17 protein-coding genes and 1 pseudogene are annotated in these 18,083 nt (G+C 71.7%); 10 read left to right on the top strand and 8 right to left on the bottom strand.

The genetic code is table 11. The features are described 5' to 3' along the window. The first annotated feature begins 58 nt into the window (after window positions 1–58). The 5 genes from FHX80_RS01930 to FHX80_RS01910 all read left to right on the top strand — a co-directional run bounded on the left by FHX80_RS01930 (window position 59) and on the right by FHX80_RS01910 (window position 7,395). Window positions 59–1,210 (top strand): sensor histidine kinase, encoded by a 1,152-nt coding sequence (locus tag FHX80_RS01930; RefSeq protein WP_145762506.1) that lies wholly within the window; start codon window positions 59–61, stop codon window positions 1,208–1,210. 147 nt (window positions 1,211–1,357) lie between these two features. Beyond that, window positions 1,358–2,485 carry a phenylalanine--tRNA ligase subunit alpha gene (gene pheS / locus FHX80_RS01925; protein WP_145762505.1) on the top strand — a complete coding sequence of 376 codons (1,128 nt, stop codon included), beginning with the start codon at window positions 1,358–1,360 and terminating at the stop codon, window positions 2,483–2,485. Next, window positions 2,485–4,995, top strand: coding sequence for a phenylalanine--tRNA ligase subunit beta (gene pheT / locus FHX80_RS01920; protein WP_145762504.1), 2,511 nt, complete (start codon window positions 2,485–2,487; stop codon window positions 4,993–4,995). The genes pheS and pheT overlap by 1 nt, the downstream gene beginning before the upstream one ends. A 477-nt stretch (window positions 4,996–5,472) precedes the next feature. Next, a complete protein-coding gene (locus tag FHX80_RS01915; RefSeq protein WP_145762503.1) occupies window positions 5,473–6,813 on the top strand; it encodes an NsdA family TPR-like regulatory protein in 1,341 nt (446 codons plus the stop codon). A 51-nt stretch (window positions 6,814–6,864) separates the two neighbouring features. Continuing rightward, the gene (locus FHX80_RS01910; RefSeq protein WP_145762502.1) at window positions 6,865–7,395 is read left to right on the top strand and encodes an NUDIX domain-containing protein; all 531 of its coding nucleotides are present in this window, start codon (window positions 6,865–6,867) and stop codon (window positions 7,393–7,395) included. 60 nt (window positions 7,396–7,455) lie between these two features. Here the strand turns inward: FHX80_RS01910 and FHX80_RS01905 are convergent, their stop codons facing one another. Beyond that, a complete protein-coding gene (locus FHX80_RS01905; protein ID WP_123468575.1) occupies window positions 7,456–8,316 on the bottom strand; it encodes a 3-hydroxybutyryl-CoA dehydrogenase in 861 nt (286 codons plus the stop codon). Between the two features lie 187 nt (window positions 8,317–8,503). Here FHX80_RS01905 and FHX80_RS01900 point away from each other — a divergent pair, with 187 nt between their 5' ends. Then, window positions 8,504–9,814, top strand: a complete 1,311-nt coding sequence (locus FHX80_RS01900) for a glycoside hydrolase family 10-like protein (RefSeq protein WP_145762501.1) — start codon at window positions 8,504–8,506, stop codon at window positions 9,812–9,814. A gap of 39 nt (window positions 9,815–9,853) precedes the next feature. Here FHX80_RS01900 and FHX80_RS01895 read toward each other — a convergent pair whose 3' ends face one another. Continuing rightward, on the bottom strand, window positions 9,854–10,063 hold the full coding sequence (locus tag FHX80_RS01895; protein WP_145762500.1) for a DUF1918 domain-containing protein: 210 nt from the start codon (window positions 10,061–10,063) through the stop codon (window positions 9,854–9,856). A gap of 194 nt (window positions 10,064–10,257) precedes the next feature. Between FHX80_RS01895 and FHX80_RS01885 the strand changes: the two are divergent. The 3 genes and pseudogenes from FHX80_RS01885 to FHX80_RS01875 all read left to right on the top strand — a co-directional run. Continuing rightward, window positions 10,258–11,037 (top strand): annotated as a pseudogene (locus tag FHX80_RS01885) (aminotransferase-like domain-containing protein); the annotation flags it as partial. After that, entirely contained in the window at window positions 11,034–11,465 is a 432-nt protein-coding gene (locus tag FHX80_RS01880) for a GNAT family N-acetyltransferase (protein WP_145762499.1), read from the top strand. The pseudogene FHX80_RS01885 and the gene FHX80_RS01880, both read left to right, overlap by 4 nt. Window positions 11,466–11,526: 61 nt before the next feature. Further along, the gene (locus FHX80_RS01875) at window positions 11,527–12,102 is read left to right on the top strand and encodes a histidine phosphatase family protein (RefSeq protein WP_145762498.1); all 576 of its coding nucleotides are present in this window, start codon (window positions 11,527–11,529) and stop codon (window positions 12,100–12,102) included. Between the two features lie 168 nt (window positions 12,103–12,270). Here the strand turns inward: FHX80_RS01875 and FHX80_RS01870 are convergent, their stop codons facing one another. From FHX80_RS01870 to FHX80_RS01855, 4 genes are all read right to left on the bottom strand, one after another. After that, entirely contained in the window at window positions 12,271–13,014 is a 744-nt protein-coding gene (locus FHX80_RS01870) for a Clp protease N-terminal domain-containing protein (RefSeq protein ID WP_145762497.1), read from the bottom strand. Window positions 13,015–13,176: 162 nt separating this feature from the next. Then, the gene (locus FHX80_RS01865) at window positions 13,177–13,674 is read right to left on the bottom strand and encodes a peptidylprolyl isomerase (RefSeq protein WP_145762496.1); all 498 of its coding nucleotides are present in this window, start codon (window positions 13,672–13,674) and stop codon (window positions 13,177–13,179) included. Window positions 13,675–13,815: 141 nt separating this feature from the next. Further along, window positions 13,816–14,328: a DinB family protein gene (locus FHX80_RS01860; RefSeq protein ID WP_145762495.1), complete on the bottom strand. Its 513-nt coding sequence runs from the start codon at window positions 14,326–14,328 to the stop codon at window positions 13,816–13,818. Between the two features lie 39 nt (window positions 14,329–14,367). After that, window positions 14,368–15,168, bottom strand: coding sequence for a LysR family substrate-binding domain-containing protein (locus FHX80_RS01855; RefSeq protein ID WP_145762494.1), 801 nt, complete (start codon window positions 15,166–15,168; stop codon window positions 14,368–14,370). 58 nt (window positions 15,169–15,226) lie between these two features. On the opposite strand from FHX80_RS01855, the gene FHX80_RS01850 reads away from it, so the two are divergent. Then, window positions 15,227–15,631, top strand: coding sequence for a DUF5997 family protein (locus tag FHX80_RS01850; protein ID WP_145762493.1), 405 nt, complete (start codon window positions 15,227–15,229; stop codon window positions 15,629–15,631). Between the two features lie 350 nt (window positions 15,632–15,981). Here the strand turns inward: FHX80_RS01850 and gap are convergent, their stop codons facing one another. Together gap and FHX80_RS01840 are read right to left on the bottom strand one after the other, a co-directional pair. Then, window positions 15,982–16,980, bottom strand: coding sequence for a type I glyceraldehyde-3-phosphate dehydrogenase (gene gap, locus FHX80_RS01845; RefSeq protein WP_145762492.1), 999 nt, complete (start codon window positions 16,978–16,980; stop codon window positions 15,982–15,984). A 107-nt stretch (window positions 16,981–17,087) separates the two neighbouring features. Continuing rightward, window positions 17,088–18,044 carry a GlxA family transcriptional regulator gene (locus FHX80_RS01840; protein WP_145762491.1) on the bottom strand — a complete coding sequence of 319 codons (957 nt, stop codon included), beginning with the start codon at window positions 18,042–18,044 and terminating at the stop codon, window positions 17,088–17,090. Window positions 18,045–18,083: the final 39 nt, after the last annotated feature.

Raw genomic sequence — 18,083 nt, 5'->3', positions numbered from 1 at the left:
AGTAGGGTGACGAACTCGGGGGCCCACTGCACCGGTTCGAGAGGTGGGGTACGGGAATATGGCTGTCGGCATGAGCGGACCGCAGGCGACACACGCGGCCGTCGTGCGCGCCGCCGCGGACCCGGACGGCGGGTCCGTCCCGGACACCGGACCCGGTGGCCCGGCCCTGGATCCCGACGACCTTCCCGACGGCCTCGTCGTCGCGGACGAGACCGGCCGGGTCATCTGCTTCAACGCCGCCGCCGCACGGATCACCGCCATGCCCAGGGCCGCCGCCCTCGGCCGCCCGCTCACCCACGCGCTGCCGCTGGAAGACCTCAAGGGCCGCCGCTGGTGGGAGCTGACCGACCCCTACGGCGGCCTCGCCACCCGGGTCGGCCAGCCGGAACGGAATCTGCTGCTGCCCGGCGGCCGCGAGGTCCTCGTCTCCGCACGCTACGTACGCGAGAGCCCGACCGGGCCCGTTCGCCGGCTGGTGATCAGCCTGCGCGGCACCGAGGCCCGCCGCCGTACCGAGCGCAGCCACGCCGAGCTGATCGCCACCGTCGCCCACGAACTGCGCTCGCCGCTGACCTCCGTCAAGGGGTTCACGGCCACGCTGCTGGCCAAGTGGGAGCGGTTCACGGACGACCAGAAGCGGCTGATGCTGGAGACCGTCTACGCCGATGCCAACCGGGTCACCCGGCTCATCACGGAACTGCTCGACATCTCCCGGATCGACTCGGGACGGCTGGAGCTGCGCCGCCAGCCCGTCGACCTCTCGGCCGCGGTGGAGCGCCACATCCAGGCGCTCACCGCGAACGGCCAGGAACCCGACCGCTTCCTCGTCCGCACCTGCCAGCCGCTGCCCGCGGTGTGGGCCGACCCGGACAAGGTCGACCAGGTACTCGGCAACCTGCTGGAAAACGCGGTGCGCCACGGCGAGGGAACCGTCACCATCGAGGTGGCACCCGCACCGGCGAAGAGCGACGAGAAGGGAACGGCCGTCACCGTGAGCGACGAAGGTCCCGGCATCCCCGAGGAGTCGATGGGCCGTGTCTTCACCCGCTTCTGGCGGGGGAGCAAGCGCGGCGGCACCGGCCTGGGCCTCTACATCGTCAAGGGCATCGTCGAGGCGCACGGCGGCACGATCACCGTGGGCCGCGGCCCCGGCGGCGGCGCCGAGTTCCGATTTATCCTGCCCGTGAGCACGCCCGCCTACCTGGCGTGAGCGGCCCACGGGCGCCCCACACATCCCGTGCCCCGTAGACTCGACCATTGGCACCTTTGCGTCCTCCAGTCGTCGAGCGGGGCCACGGGGATCCGGGGGCATCCCCCCGGTAAGCGCAGTATCAGCCAATCGGAAGTACGGGAAGAGATGTCGGCACCGAACAAGTCGTACGACCCAGTCGAGGTCGAGGCACTGAAACCGGAAGAGATCGAGCGCATCCGGGACGAGGCGTTCGCCGCCTTCGCCGCCGCGGGCGACCTCGACGCGCTCGCCCAGGCGAAGACCGCGCACACCGGAGGTACCTCGCCCCTGTCGCTCGCCAACCGCGAGATCGGCGCGCTGCCGCCGCAGGCCAAGGCCGAGGCGGGCAAGCGCGTGGGCCAGGCCCGCGCCGCCGTGGGCAGGGCGCTCGCCGCCCGTCAGACGGAGCTGGAGGCCGAGCGCGACGCCCGGGTCCTGGTCGAGGAGGCGGTGGACGTCACGCTGCCGTACGACCGCACCCCGGCCGGCGCCCGCCACCCGCTGACGACAATCATGGAGCGCGTCGCCGACGTCTTCGTGGCCATGGGCTACGAGGTCGCCGAGGGCCCCGAGGCCGAGGCCGAGTGGTTCAACTTCGACGCCCTGAACTTCGTGCCCGACCACCCGGCCCGGCAGATGCAGGACACCTTCTTCGTCGAGGGCGCCGACGGCGCGAAGAACGACGAGTCCGGTGTCGTCCTGCGCACCCACACCTCGCCGGTCCAGGCCCGCACCCTGCTCGACCGCGAGCCCCCCGTCTACGTCGTCTGCCCCGGCCGGGTCTACCGGACCGACGAGCTGGACGCGACGCACACCCCGGTCTTCCATCAGATCGAGCTGCTCGCCGTCGACGAGGGCCTCACCATGGCCGACCTCAAGGGCACCCTCGACCACATGGTCCAGGCGCTCTTCGGCCCGGACATGAAGACCCGGCTGCGGCCGAACTTCTTCCCGTTCACCGAGCCGTCCGCCGAGATGGACATGGTCTGCTACGTCTGCCGCGGCGAGTCCGTCGGCAACCCCGACCGCCCCTGCCGCACCTGCGGCAGCGAGGGCTGGATCGAGCTCGGCGGCTGCGGAATGGTCAACCCCAAGGTGCTCATCGCCTGCGGCGTAGACCCCCAGAAGTACAGCGGATTCGCCTTCGGCTTCGGTATCGAGCGAATGCTGATGTTCCGCCACAACGTTGAAGACATGCGAGACATGGTCGAGGGTGACGTCCGGTTCACCCGGCCCTTCGGGATGGAGATCTGATGCGCGTCCCGCTTTCCTGGCTGCGGGAGTACGTCGACCTGCCGCCCACCGAGACCGGCCGTGACGTACAGGCCAAGCTCGTCGCCGTCGGCCTGGAGGTCGAGACGGTCGAGCAGATCGGCGCCGGCCTCAAGGGCCCGCTGGTCGTCGGACAGGTGCTGACCATCGAGGAGCTGGAGGGCTTCAAGAAGCCCATCCGCTTCTGCACGGTGGACGTCGGCACGGCCAACGGCACCGGCGAGCCGCAGGAGATCGTCTGCGGAGCCCGTAACTTCGCCGTCGGCGACAAGGTCGTCGTGGTCCTGCCCGGCGCCGTGCTGCCCGGTGACTTCGCGATCGCCGCGCGCAAGACGTACGGCAAGACCTCGCACGGCATGATCTGCTCCACCGACGAGCTCGGCATGGGCGACGACGGCACCCACGGCATCATCGTGCTGCCGCCGGAGCACGAGGTCGCCACCGACGCGATCGAGCTGCTCCAGCTCGTCGACGAGGTCCTCGACATCGCCGTCACGCCCGACCGCGGCTACTGCCTCTCGATGCGCGGTGTCGCCCGTGAGACCGCCATCGCCTACGGCCTGCCGCTGCGCGACCCGGCGCTCCTGGACGTGCCCGCGCCGAACGCGTACGGCTACCCGGTACAGGTCGCCGACCCGATCGGCTGCTCCCGCTTCACCGCGCGCACCGTGGTCGGTCTGCAGCCCGAGGCACGCTCCCCGATCTGGATGCAGCGCCGGCTCCAGAAGGCCGGGATGCGGCCGATCTCGCTCGCGGTCGACGTCACCAACTACGTGATGCTCGAACTCGGCCAGCCGCTGCACGCCTACGACCGGACCCGTATCGACGGTCCGATCGGGGTGCGCCGCGCCGAGCAGGGCGAGAAGCTCACCACCCTCGACGGCACCGTCCGCGTCCTGGACGCGGCCGACCTCGTCATCACCGACAACCGCGGGCCGATCGGTCTGGCCGGCGTCATGGGCGGGGCCAACACGGAGATCGCGGACGCCGCCGAAGGCGCCCGTACCACCGAGGTCGTCATCGAGGCCGCGCACTTCGACGCGATCTCGATCGCCCGCACCGCACGCCGCCACAAGCTGTCCTCCGAGGCGTCCAAGCGCTTCGAGCGCGGCGTCGACCCGCAGGCCGCGGCCGCGGCGGCACAGCGCACCGTCGACCTGCTGGTGCTCCTCGCCGGTGGCACGGCCGAGGCGGGCGTCACCGAGGTGACGGCCCCGTCCGGGCCGCGCACCATCTCGATGCCGGCCGACCACCCCGACAAGGTGGCCGGTGTCGGCTACGGACGCGAGACCGTCGTACGCCGCCTCCAGGAGGTCGGCTGCGCCGTCTACGGACAGGACGAACTGCTCGTCACGGCACCGTCCTGGCGGCCCGACCTCAACGAGCCGAACGACCTGGCCGAAGAGGTCATCCGGCTGGAGGGCTACGAGAACCTCCCGTCCACGCTCCCGACCCCGCCGTCCGGCCGCGGGCTCACCGACCGCCAGCGGCTGCACCGCAGGATCGGCCGGGCGCTCGCCGGCGCCGGCTACGTCGAGGCGCTGAGCTACCCGTTCACCGGTGAGGCCGTCCTCGACCAGCTGGGCCTGGACGCGGACGACGACCGCCGCCGTACGGTCCGCCTCGTCAACCCGCTCTCCGACGAGGAGCCGTCGCTGCGCACCACGCTGCTGCCGGGCCTCCTCGGCGCACTGCGGCGCAACGACGGACGCGGCAGCCACGACCTCGCGCTCTTCGAGACCGGTCTGGTCTTCCGGCCGACCGGCCAGGAGACGAAGCCCGTCCGGCTGCCCGTGGACCGGCGCCCCTCCGACGAGGAGATCGCCTCGCTCGACGCCGCGCTGCCGCGTCAGCCGCGCCGAGCCGCCGTCGTCCTCGCGGGCGCCCGCGAGCAGGCCGGCTGGTGGGGCGGGGGCCGCCCGGCCGACTGGGCGGACTCCGTCGAGGCCGCCCGTACCATCGCCCGTGAGGCGGGCGTTGCCGTCACCGTTCGCGCCGATCAGCACGCACCGTGGCACCCGGGCCGCTGCGCCGCGCTGTACGTGAGGGTCGACGGCGAGGAGACGCTCCTGGGACACGCCGGTGAGCTGCACCCGCGCGTCATCAAGGAGCTCCACCTGCCCGAGCGCACCTGCGCGATGGAGGTCGAGCTCGACGTACTGGAGCAGGCCGTCGACGGCGCCCTGCAGGCACCGCGGATCTCCACCTTCCCGGTGGCGACCCAGGACGTCGCACTGGTCGTCGCCGAGGACGTTCCCGCCGCCGAGGTGGAGCAGGCGCTCCGCGAGGGCGCGGGTGAACTCCTCGAATCGCTGCGGCTGTTCGACGTCTTCACGGGTGAGCAGATCGGCGGGGGCCGCAAGTCCTTGGCGTACGCGCTGCGGTTCCGTGCCGCGGACCGCACGCTGACCGTCGACGAGGCCACCGCCGCCCGCGACGCCGCGGTGGCGCTGGCCAACGAGCGCACGGGTGCGGTGCTGCGCGGCGCTTGACGGCGCCACACGGGTCCACACGGCCCCACACGGCCCCACACGGGTCCGCGCGGGTCCACGCACAGAGAGGAGGGGCGTATCCGGCCACCGGATACGCCCCTCCTGTGTGCTCGCCGGAGGCGGAGGACCGCACGCGGGCCCCGACCGGGTCCGGGGGAACCCGGTGCCCGGCCGACCCCGCAGCCACCCTCCGATCAGTGGGCAGTGGGTTGCGCGGTCCGGCGCCGTCCGCGCTGCCGCGGAGCGTCGGGCAGGTCGGCAGAGCGAACGGCGCGGGTGCGGGTCGTCGTGCTGTACGAGGGGGAGCAGACGACCCGGCCGCCTCTTGCGAGGGACTCAGTCAAGCGATCCGCCGACCGGCGCGACAGAGTGCGCAGAGGGACGGTTCGGGCATTCCGTTCACACCCCGTGTGAATCGTGCTCCACTGGGGCGACACGTCCTGGCGTGCCGACCCACCGGAGGGGGCAATGGGGGCAATGGAGCCCAACACTCTGCTAGAGGCTCTGATCGACGAGGCCGGGTTCTCCCGGGCCGGGCTCGCCGCGCACGTCAACCAGGCCGGCCGCGGCAGGGGGCTGTGCCTGCGGTACGAACACACCGCCGTGGCCCGTTGGCTGAAGGGCCAGCGGCCGCGCGGCCAGGTGCCCGACCTGATCTGCGAAGTGCTCGGCAACCGTCTGCGCAGGGCCGTCTCGCTCGATGACATCGGCATGGCCGGTCACGGCGGCCACGTGCCCGCGCAGGGCTGCTCGCTCACCGGATTCGTCGAACGGGCCACCGCGCTGTGGCGCTCCGACGAACAGCAGCGCCCGCACGTCGTCGCGGCCCCGGCCGTCACCGGAACCACCGCGGTGATGCCGGTGTGGGAGTGGGAGAACCCGCCGGAGGACACCGATGTGTCCCGTACCGGCCCTACCCGCGTCAGCATGGCCGACATAGCGACACTGCGCGCCGCCCGTGCCCACTACGAACTGATGTACCGCAGGGCGGGCGGCATGGCGACGCGTTCGCGCATCGTCGGCTTCCTCAACACCGAGACCGCGCCGCTGCTGCGCGGCGGCTACAGCGATGCGATGGGGCGTCAACTGCACCGGGCCACGGGCGGGCTGGTGGCCGTCGCGGGAATCTGCGCCTACGACTCCGACGCCCACGGACTCGCCCAGCGCTACTTCCACCAGGCGCTGCGGCTGGCCAAGGCGAGCGGGGACCGGGGGCTCGGCGGCTATGTGATCGCGTTGCTGGTCAACCAGTCGCTGTTCCTGGCCGACTACCGGCAGTCCGTCGCCTTCGCCGAGGCGGCGCTGCGGGCCGCCGGACGCGACATCACCCCGGCGCTGGCGGCCGATCTGCATGCGATGCAGGCCAAGGCGTATGCCCACCTCGGCGACGGGGGCAGCGCCCTGAAGTGCATCCGTCGCGCCGAGTCCGAGGCCGCGCGCATCCGGCCGGGCCAGGAGCCGGACGAGACGGGGTACGTCCAGCCGGGCCTGGTCAACGTCCAGGTGGCGGAGGCGCTGCTCGGCCTCGGCGATCTGACCTCGGCCAGGGAGCACGCGGCGGCCGCGGTGCGCACCCCCGCGCACGACCGGGGCCGGGTACACCGGCTGGCCATGCTGACCACGATCGAGCTGCGGCAGGGCGAGGCCGACCGGGCGGCGGTCACGGCCGTCGAGATGGCCGAACGGGCCAGGGGCATGGAGTCGCAGCGGCTGCGCGACCGGCTGCGGTCGGTGCGCCAGCATCTGGTCGCGAGCGGCAGCGCCGAGGCGGAACGGGCCGCGGAGCTCATCGACGGATCGCTGCGCGTACCGCTGTGAGTGCTGGTCTGCTGCGATATGGCCACCTACTAGTCAGAAGGTGGCAGAACTGTGCAGTGGACGAACCTGAACGAACAGACTGTGTATGAGAATCGCTGGTTCCGGGTCAATCTGGCCGATGTCGTCCTTCCCGACGGCGACCACCTCGACCACTACGTCATCCGGCTCCGCCCCGTCGCCGCGGCCACCGTCGTCAACGAGGCGAACGAGGTCCTGCTGCTCTGGCGGCACCGGTTCATCACCGACAGCTGGGGCTGGGAACTCGCCGCGGGCGTGGTCGAGGACGGTGAGGGTCTCGCCGAGGCGGCCGCCCGGGAGATGGAGGAGGAGACCGGCTGGCGGCCCGGGGCGCTGCGCCCGCTACTCACCGTGGAACCGTCGAACGGGCTCACCGACGCCCGGCACCACTTCTACTGGGGCGAGGAGGCCGACTGGACCGGCCACCCCTGCGACGCCTTCGAGTCCTCGCGCCGCGAGTGGATACCGCTCAAACTGGTGCCCGACATGATCGCCCGCGGTGAGGTGCCGGCCGCGGGCATGGCGGCCGGGCTCATGATGCTGCACCACTTACGGCTGGGCTGAACCGGCCCGAGCGGGTGCGAGCAGTCGGCCGGCCGCTCGCACCCGCTCGGGTGAGCGGTGTCAGGCGTACGGGTAGAACCCCGACCCCGTCTTCCGGCCGAGCCGGCCCGCGTCCACCATGCGCTGGAGCAGCGGGGGAGCGGCGTACAGCGGCTCCTTGTACTCGGCGTACATCGAGTCGGCGACCGAGGCCACGGTGTCCAGACCGATCAGGTCGGCGAGCTTGAGCGGACCCATCGGGTGGGCGCAGCCCATCTCCATGCCGTTGTCGATGTCCTCGCGGCTGGCGATACCCGACTCGAACATCCGGATCGCGGAGAGCAGATACGGAATCAGCAGCGCGTTGACGACGAAGCCCGACCGGTCCTGGGCGCGGATCGGGTGCTTGCCGAGTATGTCCTGCACCACGGCCTCGGCACGCTTGACCGTCTCGTCCGACGTGGTCAGCGCGGGGATCAGCTCGACGAGCTTCTGCACCGGGGCCGGGTTGAAGAAGTGGATGCCGATGACCTGATCGGGGCGCGAGGTCGCGACGGCCAGCTTCACCAGCGGGATCGAGGAGGTGTTGGAGGCGAGGATCGCGTCCTGCCGGGTCACCACCTGGTCCAGCACCTGGAAGATCTCGGTCTTGACCTGCTCGTTCTCCACGACGGCCTCGATGACGAGATCGCGGTCGGCGAACTCACCCAGGTCGGTCGTGAAGGTGAGCCGTCCAAGAGTCTCGTCGCGCTCCTCCTCAGTGATCTTGCCGCGCTCGGCGGCCTTGGAGAGGGAGTTGTAGAGCCGGGTGCGACCGATCTCCAGCGCCTCGCCGGTGGTCTCGGCCACTCTGACATCGAGGCCGCTGCGGGCACACACCTCCGCGATGCCTGCGCCCATCTGGCCGCAGCCCACCACTCCGACGCGCGCAATGTCCGCCATAGAGTCCGTCACCTCGTGCCTTTCACTGTTCTCCGTGCGGCGGCTTCCGTTCGGTTCCGGGCTCCGCCTCGACCCCACGACGTTACTCCGCGCCTTCCCGGAGATAGCGGGCCGGGGCGGGCATGCTCGGCCCCGGCCCCGAAATCCGGGGCTCGGACGAACGCATAGAAACGGCAGGTGCAGAGAAATGCGGCAAATCGCTAGAAGGAACTTTGTGGCCGGTGCGGCGGGTGCGGCCGGGACGGTGGCGGCGGTGGTGGCCTCACCGGCGTCGGCCGCCGTGGGCGTTGTGGCCGGTGAGACGACCACCGCCGCGGTCCTGCCCGACGACGGGCGCGCGGACCCGGCGGGCAGATCCCGCGACGCGCTGCGGCGCGAGCTCCGGGGCATGTGGGTGGCGACCGTCGAGAACATCGACTGGCCCTCGAAACCGGGACTGTCCGCCTCCGCGCAGCGGGCCGAGCTGGTCGCGTACCTCGACGAGGCCGTCGACCGGCGGCTGAACGCGGTGATGCTCCAGGTCCGCCCGGCCGCCGACGCGCTGTGGCCCTCGCCGCACGAGCCGTGGGCCGCGTGCCTCACCGGCGTCCAGGGCAAGGACCCCGGCTGGGACCCGCTCGGCACCGCCGTGGAGGAGGCGCACAGCCGCGGTCTGGAGCTGCACGCCTGGTTCAACCCGTACCGGGTCGCGAACCACACCGACCCCTCCCGGCTGGCCGCCACCCACCCCGCCAGGCTGCACCCCGACTGGGTCGTGCCGTACGGCGGGAAGCTCTACTACAACCCGGGCCTGCCCGAGGTCCGGAGCTTCGTCCAGGACGCGATGCTCGACGCGGTCCGCCGCTACGACATCGACGCCGTCCACTGGGACGACTACTTCTATCCGTACCCGGTCGCAGGGCAGTCCTTCGCGGACGGGGCCGCCTACGAGAAGTACGGTGCGGGCTTCGCCGACAAGGCGGCCTGGCGGCGCGCCAACATCGACCAACTGGTGAAGGAGACCGCCGATCGGATCAAGGCGGCCAAGCCCGCCGTCCGGTTCGGCATCAGCCCGTTCGGAGTGTGGCGCAACGCCTCCACCGACCCGGACGGCTCACGGACCGCGGCCGGGGTGCAGACCTACGACGATCTGTACGCCGACACCCGAGGCTGGATCAAGAAGGGCTGGATCGACTACATCTGCCCGCAGCTCTACTGGAACATCGGCTTCGCCGCCGCCGACTACGCCGCGCTGCTGCCCTGGTGGAACGACGTCGTACGGGGCACGGGCGTCGATCTCTTCATCGGGGAGGCGCTCTACAAAGCCGGCGATCCGGCCCAGCCCGAGGCCTGGCAGAACCCGGCGGAACTCTCCCGGCACATCGACTTCGCCGCCGGATACGACCAGGCCCGCGGCCACGTCTACTTCTCGGGGAAGAGCGTGACCGCGGACCGGATCGGTGCGATGTCGCGGGTGGTGGCCGACCACTACCGGGCGCGCGTGCGCCCGCCCGGCTGAGCGGCCGGGTCCCGCGCGACGCCGTCCGGCGGCGGGGCCCTACGGTCCAGGAATCCGGTCCTGCGCGGCGTCGTGCCGGACGACGCTGTCGGGGCCGGGTGCCAGAAGGTGTTCATGTCCGTCGTCGAAGCGGACGCGGTACGGGGGAGTGCCCCCGTCACCGAGCACCTCGACGATCTCTGCGACCCGGTCCCGCTGCCCCACGGTCCTGCCGTGCGTCACCAGCCGGTCGCCCGCGTGTGCCTCCATCGGGAGTGACCTCCTCACGCATCGCGGTCCATATGGACAAGTCTATGTCCGGCCGGCAGTTTCGCCCGGTGGCGGTGGCGGTGGCGGTGGCGGTGGCGGTGGCGGTGGCGGTGGCAGGGGCAGTGGCAGTGGCAGTGGCCGCGACCGGCGGTACGCCCGGTGCGGTCACCGGCCGCGCCCGGCGCCGCCGGTGCGTACGGCCGGAGCTGCTCGCCGCGGCCTTCCGGGCCACCGGCGCCCGGGTCTTCGTCTGTCAGCCGCTGTTCCAGAACCCGACCGGCGCGGTCCTCGCCCCGGCCCGGCGCTCCGAGATCGTCCGGATCGCCAGGGAGGCGGGGGCGTTCGTCATCGAGGACGACTTCGCCCGCCAGCTCGTCCACGACGACGCCGGCCCGCTGCCGCGACCGCTGGCCGCCGACGACCCCGACGGAGTCGTCGTCCATGTCTGTTCCCTCACCAAGGTGACCTCGCCCAGCCTCAGGGTGGGCGCCCTCGCCGCGCGTGGCCCGGTACTCGAACGGCTGCGCGCCATCCAGGTCGTCGACAGCTTCTTCGTTCCCCGCCCGCTCCAGGGGGCCGCGCTCGAACTCGTCGGCACACCGGCCTGGGGCCGCCATCTGCGCTCCCTGTCGGCCGAGTTGCGGGCCCGTCGCACCGCGATGACCGTGGCGCTCCGCCGGGACCTGCCCGCTCTCGCGCTCCCGTACATCCCGGCGGGCGGGGGCAGCCTCTGGGTGGGCCTGCCCGATGCCGGAGCCGGTACGGACGAGTCCGCCATGGTCTCCGCGGCCCTGCGCGCCGGTGTCGCCATCGCGCCGGGACGGCCGTACTTCTGCGCCGAACCCCCGGCGCCCCACGTCCGGTTGAGCTACGCCGCCGTCGCCGGGACGGCCGAGATCGCCGAGGGCGTGCGACGACTGCACACGGCCTGGGGAGGCGCCCTGGGTGAGCCGGCCGCTAATCTCCGGGCATGACCGAAACTCCCCAGCAGCGTTACGAGATCTCGTCCGACCCGTCGCGGCTGGATGCGTCCAGGATCCACAACTGGCTCTCTACCGACGCCTATTGGGCGCTCAGCCGTACCCGGGAGCACCAGGATCTGGCCATCGCCGGCTCGCTCAACTTCGGCGCCTACGACCTCGCGTCGGGCGAACAGGCCGCGTACGCCCGGGTGGTGACCGACCATGCCACCTTCGCCTGGCTCTGCGATGTGTACGTCGACCGCGCAGCCCGCGGCCACGGCCTCGGCGGAAGGATCGTCACCGCGGCGCGCGACCATCTCGCCCGGACCGGCGTCCGGAGGCTCGTGCTCGCCACGGAGGACGCCCACGGTGTGTATGAGAAGGTCGGTTTCAAGCCGCTCGACAGCCCGGCCAAGTGGATGTCCCTCACGTTCGACTGAGCCGGAAGCGCTTCCGACCGGACTCTTGACCTGCGGGACGATCGGATCCACGATCACGGCCATGAGTGTTCGAGTCTCACTCGTCGCCGCGGCGCGAAGCTCCTCCCTGCTCGGCGAGCGCTTCGACGACGACCGGCCGCTCGACGAGGCCGGCTGGCACGAGGTGCGGTTCGCCGCCGCGGCCCTGGTGCCGCTGGGCGCGGCCGAGCTGCGCTACTGCTCACCGACCGCCCGCAGCCGCGCCACCGGCGACGCGCTCGGCTTCGCCCCGATGGTCCAGCCCGCCCTGCGCGACTGCGACATGGGACGGTGGCGCGGCTGCACCCTCGCCGATGTCGCCGCACGCGAACCGGCGGCCGTGGATGTCTGGCTCTCGGACCCGCGCTCCGCGCCGCACGGCGGCGAACCGCTGCTCGCGTTCATCTCCCGGATAGGCGGCTGGCTGGACACCCGCCCCGCCTGCGACGGGTCGATCGTCGCCGTCGCCGAACCGGCCGTCGTCCGGGCCGCCCTCGTCTACGCGCTGCGGGCCCCGCCGTCGACGTACTGGAACGTCGACGTCCGCCCGCTCTCCACCGTCACGCTGACCGGCCTGCCCCGCCGATGGAGCCTCCGCCTCGAAACCGGGGCCCGCTGAAGGTACGGAACCCGGGGCCGCGACGCGTGCGGCGGTCCGGCCGTTGCGCCGCACCGCCGGCAGGCGCCGGATCCGCACCGCCGGTACGAGGTGCCAGCCGTACCGCGGGTCCGGCGCCGCGCCCCGGGCACTCCGCCTCGGGCCCCGGACGCGGGGTGCGGGGTGTGGTCAGTCCTCGTCGTGTGCGGAGGTGATGAGCGCGAGCGCCTCGGTGATGGCCGCCTCCGCGGTCGCCTTGTCGAGGCCGAGACCGGTCAGCAGCCCCGAACCGTCCTCGTGCTCCAGCAGGGCGAGCAGGACGTGCTCCGTGCCGACGTAGTTGTGCCCCATCCGCAGCGCCTCGCGGAAGGTGAGCTCCAGCACTTTGCGGGCATCGGCGTTGTAGGGGAGCAGTGCGGGCAGTTCCTCGTCGGAGGCCGCCGGCAGGGCCGCGGTGGCGGCCTGGCGGACGGTGTCCAAGGACACCCCCTGTGCCTTGATGAACGCCGCCGCGAGCCCTTCCGGCTCGCTGAGCAGCCCGAGCACGAGGTGTTCGGTGCCGGTCTCGCTGTTGCCCGCGGCGCGTGCCTCGTTCTGGGCGACCATCACGACGTTCTTCGCGCGCGGGGTGAAGCGGCCGAAGCCCTGGCTGGGGTCGAGGTCGGACGGCTCACCGGGGTCCTTGGCGACGAACCGCTTCTGCGCGGCCTGCCGGGTCACCCCCATGCTCTTCCCGATCTCGGTCCAGGAGGCGCCGGAGCGCCGCGCCTGGTCCACGAAGTGGCCGATCAGGTGGTCGGCCACGTCGCCGAGGTTGTCGGCGGCGATGACGGCGTCCTGGAGCTGGTCGAGGGCGTCGGGGTGGACCTTCTTGATGGCTGCGATGAGGTCGTCGAGACGGACCGGATTCGTGGGACTCACTGGATTCACCATGCGTCAACCTTAGGTTGACAGTGGATCTGCTGTCAACCTTCCGTTGACAGTCGGTGGCGATGGTGATGGCGGTAGCGGTAGCGGCGGCAGACGACGAACGCGCCGGCCGACGGTGTTCGTCGGCCGGCGCGTCCGGTCAGCTGGTCGGTCAGCGGGTCGGGATCAGAGCACCCCGGAGTCGGCGATGGTGACCTTCGCCTTGGTCCGGCCGCTCTGCGAGCCGAGACCCTCGATCTTCGTGACCAGGTCAAGGCTCTCCTGGTCGGCGACCTCGCCGAACACCACGTGCTTGCCGTCCAGCCACGAGGTCACGATGGTCGTGATGAAGAACTGCGAACCGTTGGAGTTCGGTCCGCTGTTCGCCATGGAGAGCAGGCCGGGCTTGGTGTGCGCCAGCTTGAAGTTCTCGTCGTCGAACTTCGCACCGTAGATGCTCTTGCCGCCGGTGCCGTCACCGCGGGTGAAGTCACCGCCCTGGAGCATGAACTCGGGGATGACCCGGTGGAAGGACGAACCCTTGTAGCCGTAGCCGTGCTCGCCGGTCGCCAGCTGGCGGAAGTTCTCCGCGGTCTTGGGAACGACGTCGTCGAACAGATTGAAGACGATCCGCCCGGCGGGCTCGTCGTTGATGGTGATGTCGAAGTAAACCTTGCTCGTCATGGAACCATCCTGACATCCGGCCGCGCGGCTCCGACGGCCGGGCGCGGCGAAACACCGCTCACGGGTGACGGGCCGGGCGCATGTGGTGGAGGAGTGTGGCGAACGCGACAACGGCCCCGCACCCACTCCCACTCCGTACCGTCATGCTCCGGTGCTGCCGTCGGTCCGCTCGCGGAGCAGGTCGGCGTGGCCGCTGTGGCGGGCGTACTCACCGATCATGTGCGTGTAGATCCACCGCAGACTCACCTCGCCGCCCATGAAGGGGGCGGTGTCCTCCAGCGTTCGCACCGCACAGTTGGCACGGGACACGGTGATCTCGCCCTGCCACGTCGCGAGGGCTTGCGCGAAGGAGGCGTCGGCGGAGATCTCGAAACCCCCGTCCTGGCCGCCCGGACCGGCCGGTGCGCCATGGATGGACGGGGCGTCCTCAGCGGCGAGCACCCGGCGGAACCAGTTCCGCTCCACCTCTGCCAGGTGCTGGACCAGGCCCAGCAGCGTCAGCGACGACGGCGGCACGGAAGCGCGGCGGACCTGCTCGTCGGCCAGTCCGTCACACTTCACGGCCACGGTGGCCCGGTAGAAGTCGAGCCAGCTCTCCAGATTGGTGCGCTCGTCGGCGTTCAGGGGCGGCATCGGGCGTTCGATGTGCGTCATGACCACCGATCCTGCCTGCCGGGTCTGACAATCTCGCCGTTACGGTCGACGGCCGGGCTTTCCACGCCTGGCGCCCGCAGCGCCCTTCGCACCTCGGGAACCCTTGGTCCCCTTCGCGCCGCCGGAACCGCTCCGGGCGCCCTTCCCCGTGGCCGCGCCGGCCGCGGGCTTGCGCCGGGCACCGCCGGTCTCCGGGGCCTTGCGCTTCGGCTGGGCCGCGGGCGCCGTACTGCGGCCCCGGGTGCTGTTCACCGTCCGGCCCCGGACGATCCCGATGAAGTCCTCCACCAGGTCGGTGGTCTTGTCCTGCGGCCACGACAACGCGATGCGCGACTCGGGTGCGCCCGTGAGCGGCCGGTACGTCAGGTCCTTGCGGTGGTGCAGACGGGCGAGCGACTGCGGGACGGCGAGGACGCCCACCCCGGCCGCCACCAGCTCGATGGCGTCCGCCGTGGTGGCCGGGCGCTCGATCGCGGGCAGGCCGGGCAGGCCGTCCCAGCCGAGGGTGTCGTCCAGCGGATGCAGCACGATCTCGTCGGCCAGATCCTCGACGGAGATCTCGTCGACGGCCGCGACCACGTGGTCCTTGGGGATCACGACCACGGTCGCCTCGGTGTAGAGGGGGATCGCGCTGAGATCCGTCCGGTCGACCGGCAGCCGTACGAAGCCCGCGTCGGCGCCGCCATCGAGCAGCAGGGCCGACGCCTCGGCGGCGGGCACCGCGACGAGGGCGAGGGGGACGTCGGGCAGGCGCTCATTCCAGATCCGCACCCACTTGGTGGGCGTCACCCCCGGGACGTACGCGAGCCGGAACGAAGGGGTTGCTTCCGAGCCTGTCACCCCGCCAGGTTACCGGTCGTGGTCAGCGGTGGCGCACACGCTCGATACTCTTGACTCCATGACGTCGCACCAGACCACCCAGACCATGAAGCCCGCGACCGCGGCGAAGAAATTGGGTGTGTACCTCGAGGCCACCCCCACCGAGTTCCAGGAGGGTGTCGTCTCGCGCACCGAGCTGGCGGCACTCCAGTCCGATCCGCCCGAGTGGCTGCAGGAACTGCGACGCAACGGCCCGCACCCCCGGCCGGTGGTCGCCGCCAAGCTCGGCGTCTCCATCTCCGGCCTCGCGCGCGGTGGCGTCACGGACGCCCTCACCACGGAGCAGATCGACGCGCTGAAGCAGGACGACCCCGAGTGGCTGCGCAAGGAGCGCGCCACGCAGGCCGAGGTCCGTAAGGAGACGGTGCGCATCAAGGAGCGGAACGCGGAGCGTAGCGGCCAGTCGCAGGAGCCCCGTTCCTGACTCCGGCCCGAAAGCGCTGTTGTGGGTGATCTTCCTCGTCGGTTCCGTTCGACGGGATGAAGGTCACCCACACGTCGTTTCCGCTGGACCGGGAACGCGCGACGCCGCGGACACGTGAACGTCGGGCCGGCCACATGGGTGTGACCGATCGCCCGAGTTCGCCCCATTCGCCGCCTGGAGTGCTCGGCCTTGAGGCGCCTCGCCCTGCTGCGGGGGAAAGGGCTTTGCCGTGGAAGCCCGGTCGACGCTCGGCGTGGGGCGAGGACCGGTGCCGGTCGCGGAGCGGCGGGAGCGGCGCCGGCCCCGGCAAGCCGGCCCGCCCGAACCCGCCGGTCCGCCCCGGCTTCCGGTCAGCCGTTGGCGAGGAGCCCGAGCGTATCGATCACGCGGTTCGAGAAGCCCCACTCGTTGTCGTACCAGGCGACCACCTTGATGTGGCGGCCTTCGACGCGGGTGAGGGCCGAGTCGAAGATCGACGAGGCCGGATTGCCCGTGATGTCGGACGACACGAGCGGGTCGTCCGAGTACTCGAGGACGCCGGCGAGCGGCCCCTCCGCCGCGGCCCGGTACGCCGCCAGCACGTCCTCGCGCGTCACCTCGCGGGCCACCGTGGTGTTGAGCTCGACGATCGAGCCCACCGGAACCGGCACGCGGATGGAGTCGCCCGACAGCTTGCCGTCGAGATTCGGCAGTACGAGACCGATCGCCTTGGCGGCGCCCGTCGTCGTCGGCACGATGTTCACCCCCGCGGCGCGGGCGCGGCGGGCATCACGGTGCGGGCCGTCCTGGAGGTTCTGCTCCTGGGTGTAGGCGTGCACCGTCGTCATGAAGGCGTGCTCGATGCCCGCGAGTTCGTCGAGCACCGCGGCCAGCGGCGCGAGCGCGTTGGTCGTGCACGAGGCGTTCGAGACGACCGTGTGCAGGGCCGGGTCGTACGCGTCGTTGTTGACGCCGTACGCGAGCGTGACGTCCGCGCCGTCCGACGGCGCGCCGACGAGCACCCTCTTGGCACCGGCTTCGATGTGGGCGCGGGCGGCCGTGGCCGACGTGAAGCGGCCGGTCGCCTCAAGCACGATGTCGATTCCGAGCTCGGCCCACGGCAGCCGCGCCGGTTCACGCTCGGCGAGCACGGTGATGCGACGGCCGTCGACGACGAGGGTGTCCCCGTCGACGTTCACCGGGCGGCCGAGCCGGCCCGCCGTCGTGTCGAAGGCGAGCAGCCGCGCGAGGGTGGCGGGCTCCGTGAGGTCGTTGACGGCGACGACCTCGAGGTCGCTGTCGCGTTCGAGCAGTGCGCGCAGCACATTGCGTCCGATGCGGCCGAATCCGTTGATGGCGATGCGAGTCATGAGTGGTGTCCCTTCGGGTTCACCATCAGGTTCGCGCGTGGCGTGCGCCGGTGACAGCGGCGTGATCGCCACGGTCCGAAAGGATCGTGCCACGAGGTGGTGGCGGGCTACTCGCCCTGGGCGAAGGTGCGCCGGTACTCGCTCGGCGTGGTGCCGAGGATGCGATGGAAGTGCAGCCGCAGATTCGTACCGGTGCCCAGACCGACGTCGGCGGCGATCTGCTCGACGCTCCGCTGCGAACGCTCGAGCAGTTCGCGGGCCACGTCGATGCGGGCGCGCATGACCCACTGCATCGGTGTGTATCCCGTGTCCTCGACGAAGCGTCGCGAGAACGTGCGCGGCGACACCGACGCCTGCCGGGCGAGCACTTCCAGGGTGAGTGCCTCACCGAGCCGGTGCAGCGCCCACTCCCGGGTGGCGGCGAACCGCTCGCCGAGCGGCTCGGGCACGCTGCGCGGCACGTACTGCGCCTGACCGCCGCTGCGGTAGGGGGCCGCTACCAGGCGCCTGGCCGCGTGGTTCGCCGCGGCCACCCCGAGATCGCCGCGCAGGATGTGCAGGCACAGGTCGATGCCCGAGGCGGCGCCGGCCGACGTCAGCACGCTGCCCTCGTCGACGAAGAGAACGTTCTCGTCGACCTGGACGAGCGGACGCTTCGCCGCGAGTGCCCGCGTGTAGTGCCAGTGCGTCGTGGCGCGCTTGCCGTCGAGCAGGCCCGTGGCGGCGAGCGCGAAGGCGCCCGTCGAGATGGCGGCGAGCCGCGCGCCCCGCTCGTGGGCGGCGATCAGCGCGTCGACGACGGCCTGCGGCGGGTCGTCGCGGTCCGGGAACCGGTAGCCGGGGACGAAGACGATGTCGGCCCACTCGAGTGCGTGCAGGCCGTGGGCGACGTAGTACGACAGGCCGTCGCCGCCGGCCACGAGGCCGGGGGCCGCTCCGCACACCCGCACCTCGTACGGCATGCTCGCGCGCGTCGTGAACACCTGCGCGGGAATTCCGACATCGAGAGGCTTCGCACCCTCGAGCACGAGGACGGCGACGTGATGCGGCGACGGGGCAGACACGGGGAAGAGAGTACGCGGGGGTGCGGGGCGCATCGCTGG

The sequence above is a fragment of the Streptomyces brevispora genome, assembly GCF_007829885.1.
Taxonomy (GTDB): Bacteria; Actinomycetota; Actinomycetes; order Streptomycetales; family Streptomycetaceae; genus Streptomyces; species Streptomyces brevispora.
This window is presented reverse-complemented; position numbering and strand designations above follow the sequence as displayed.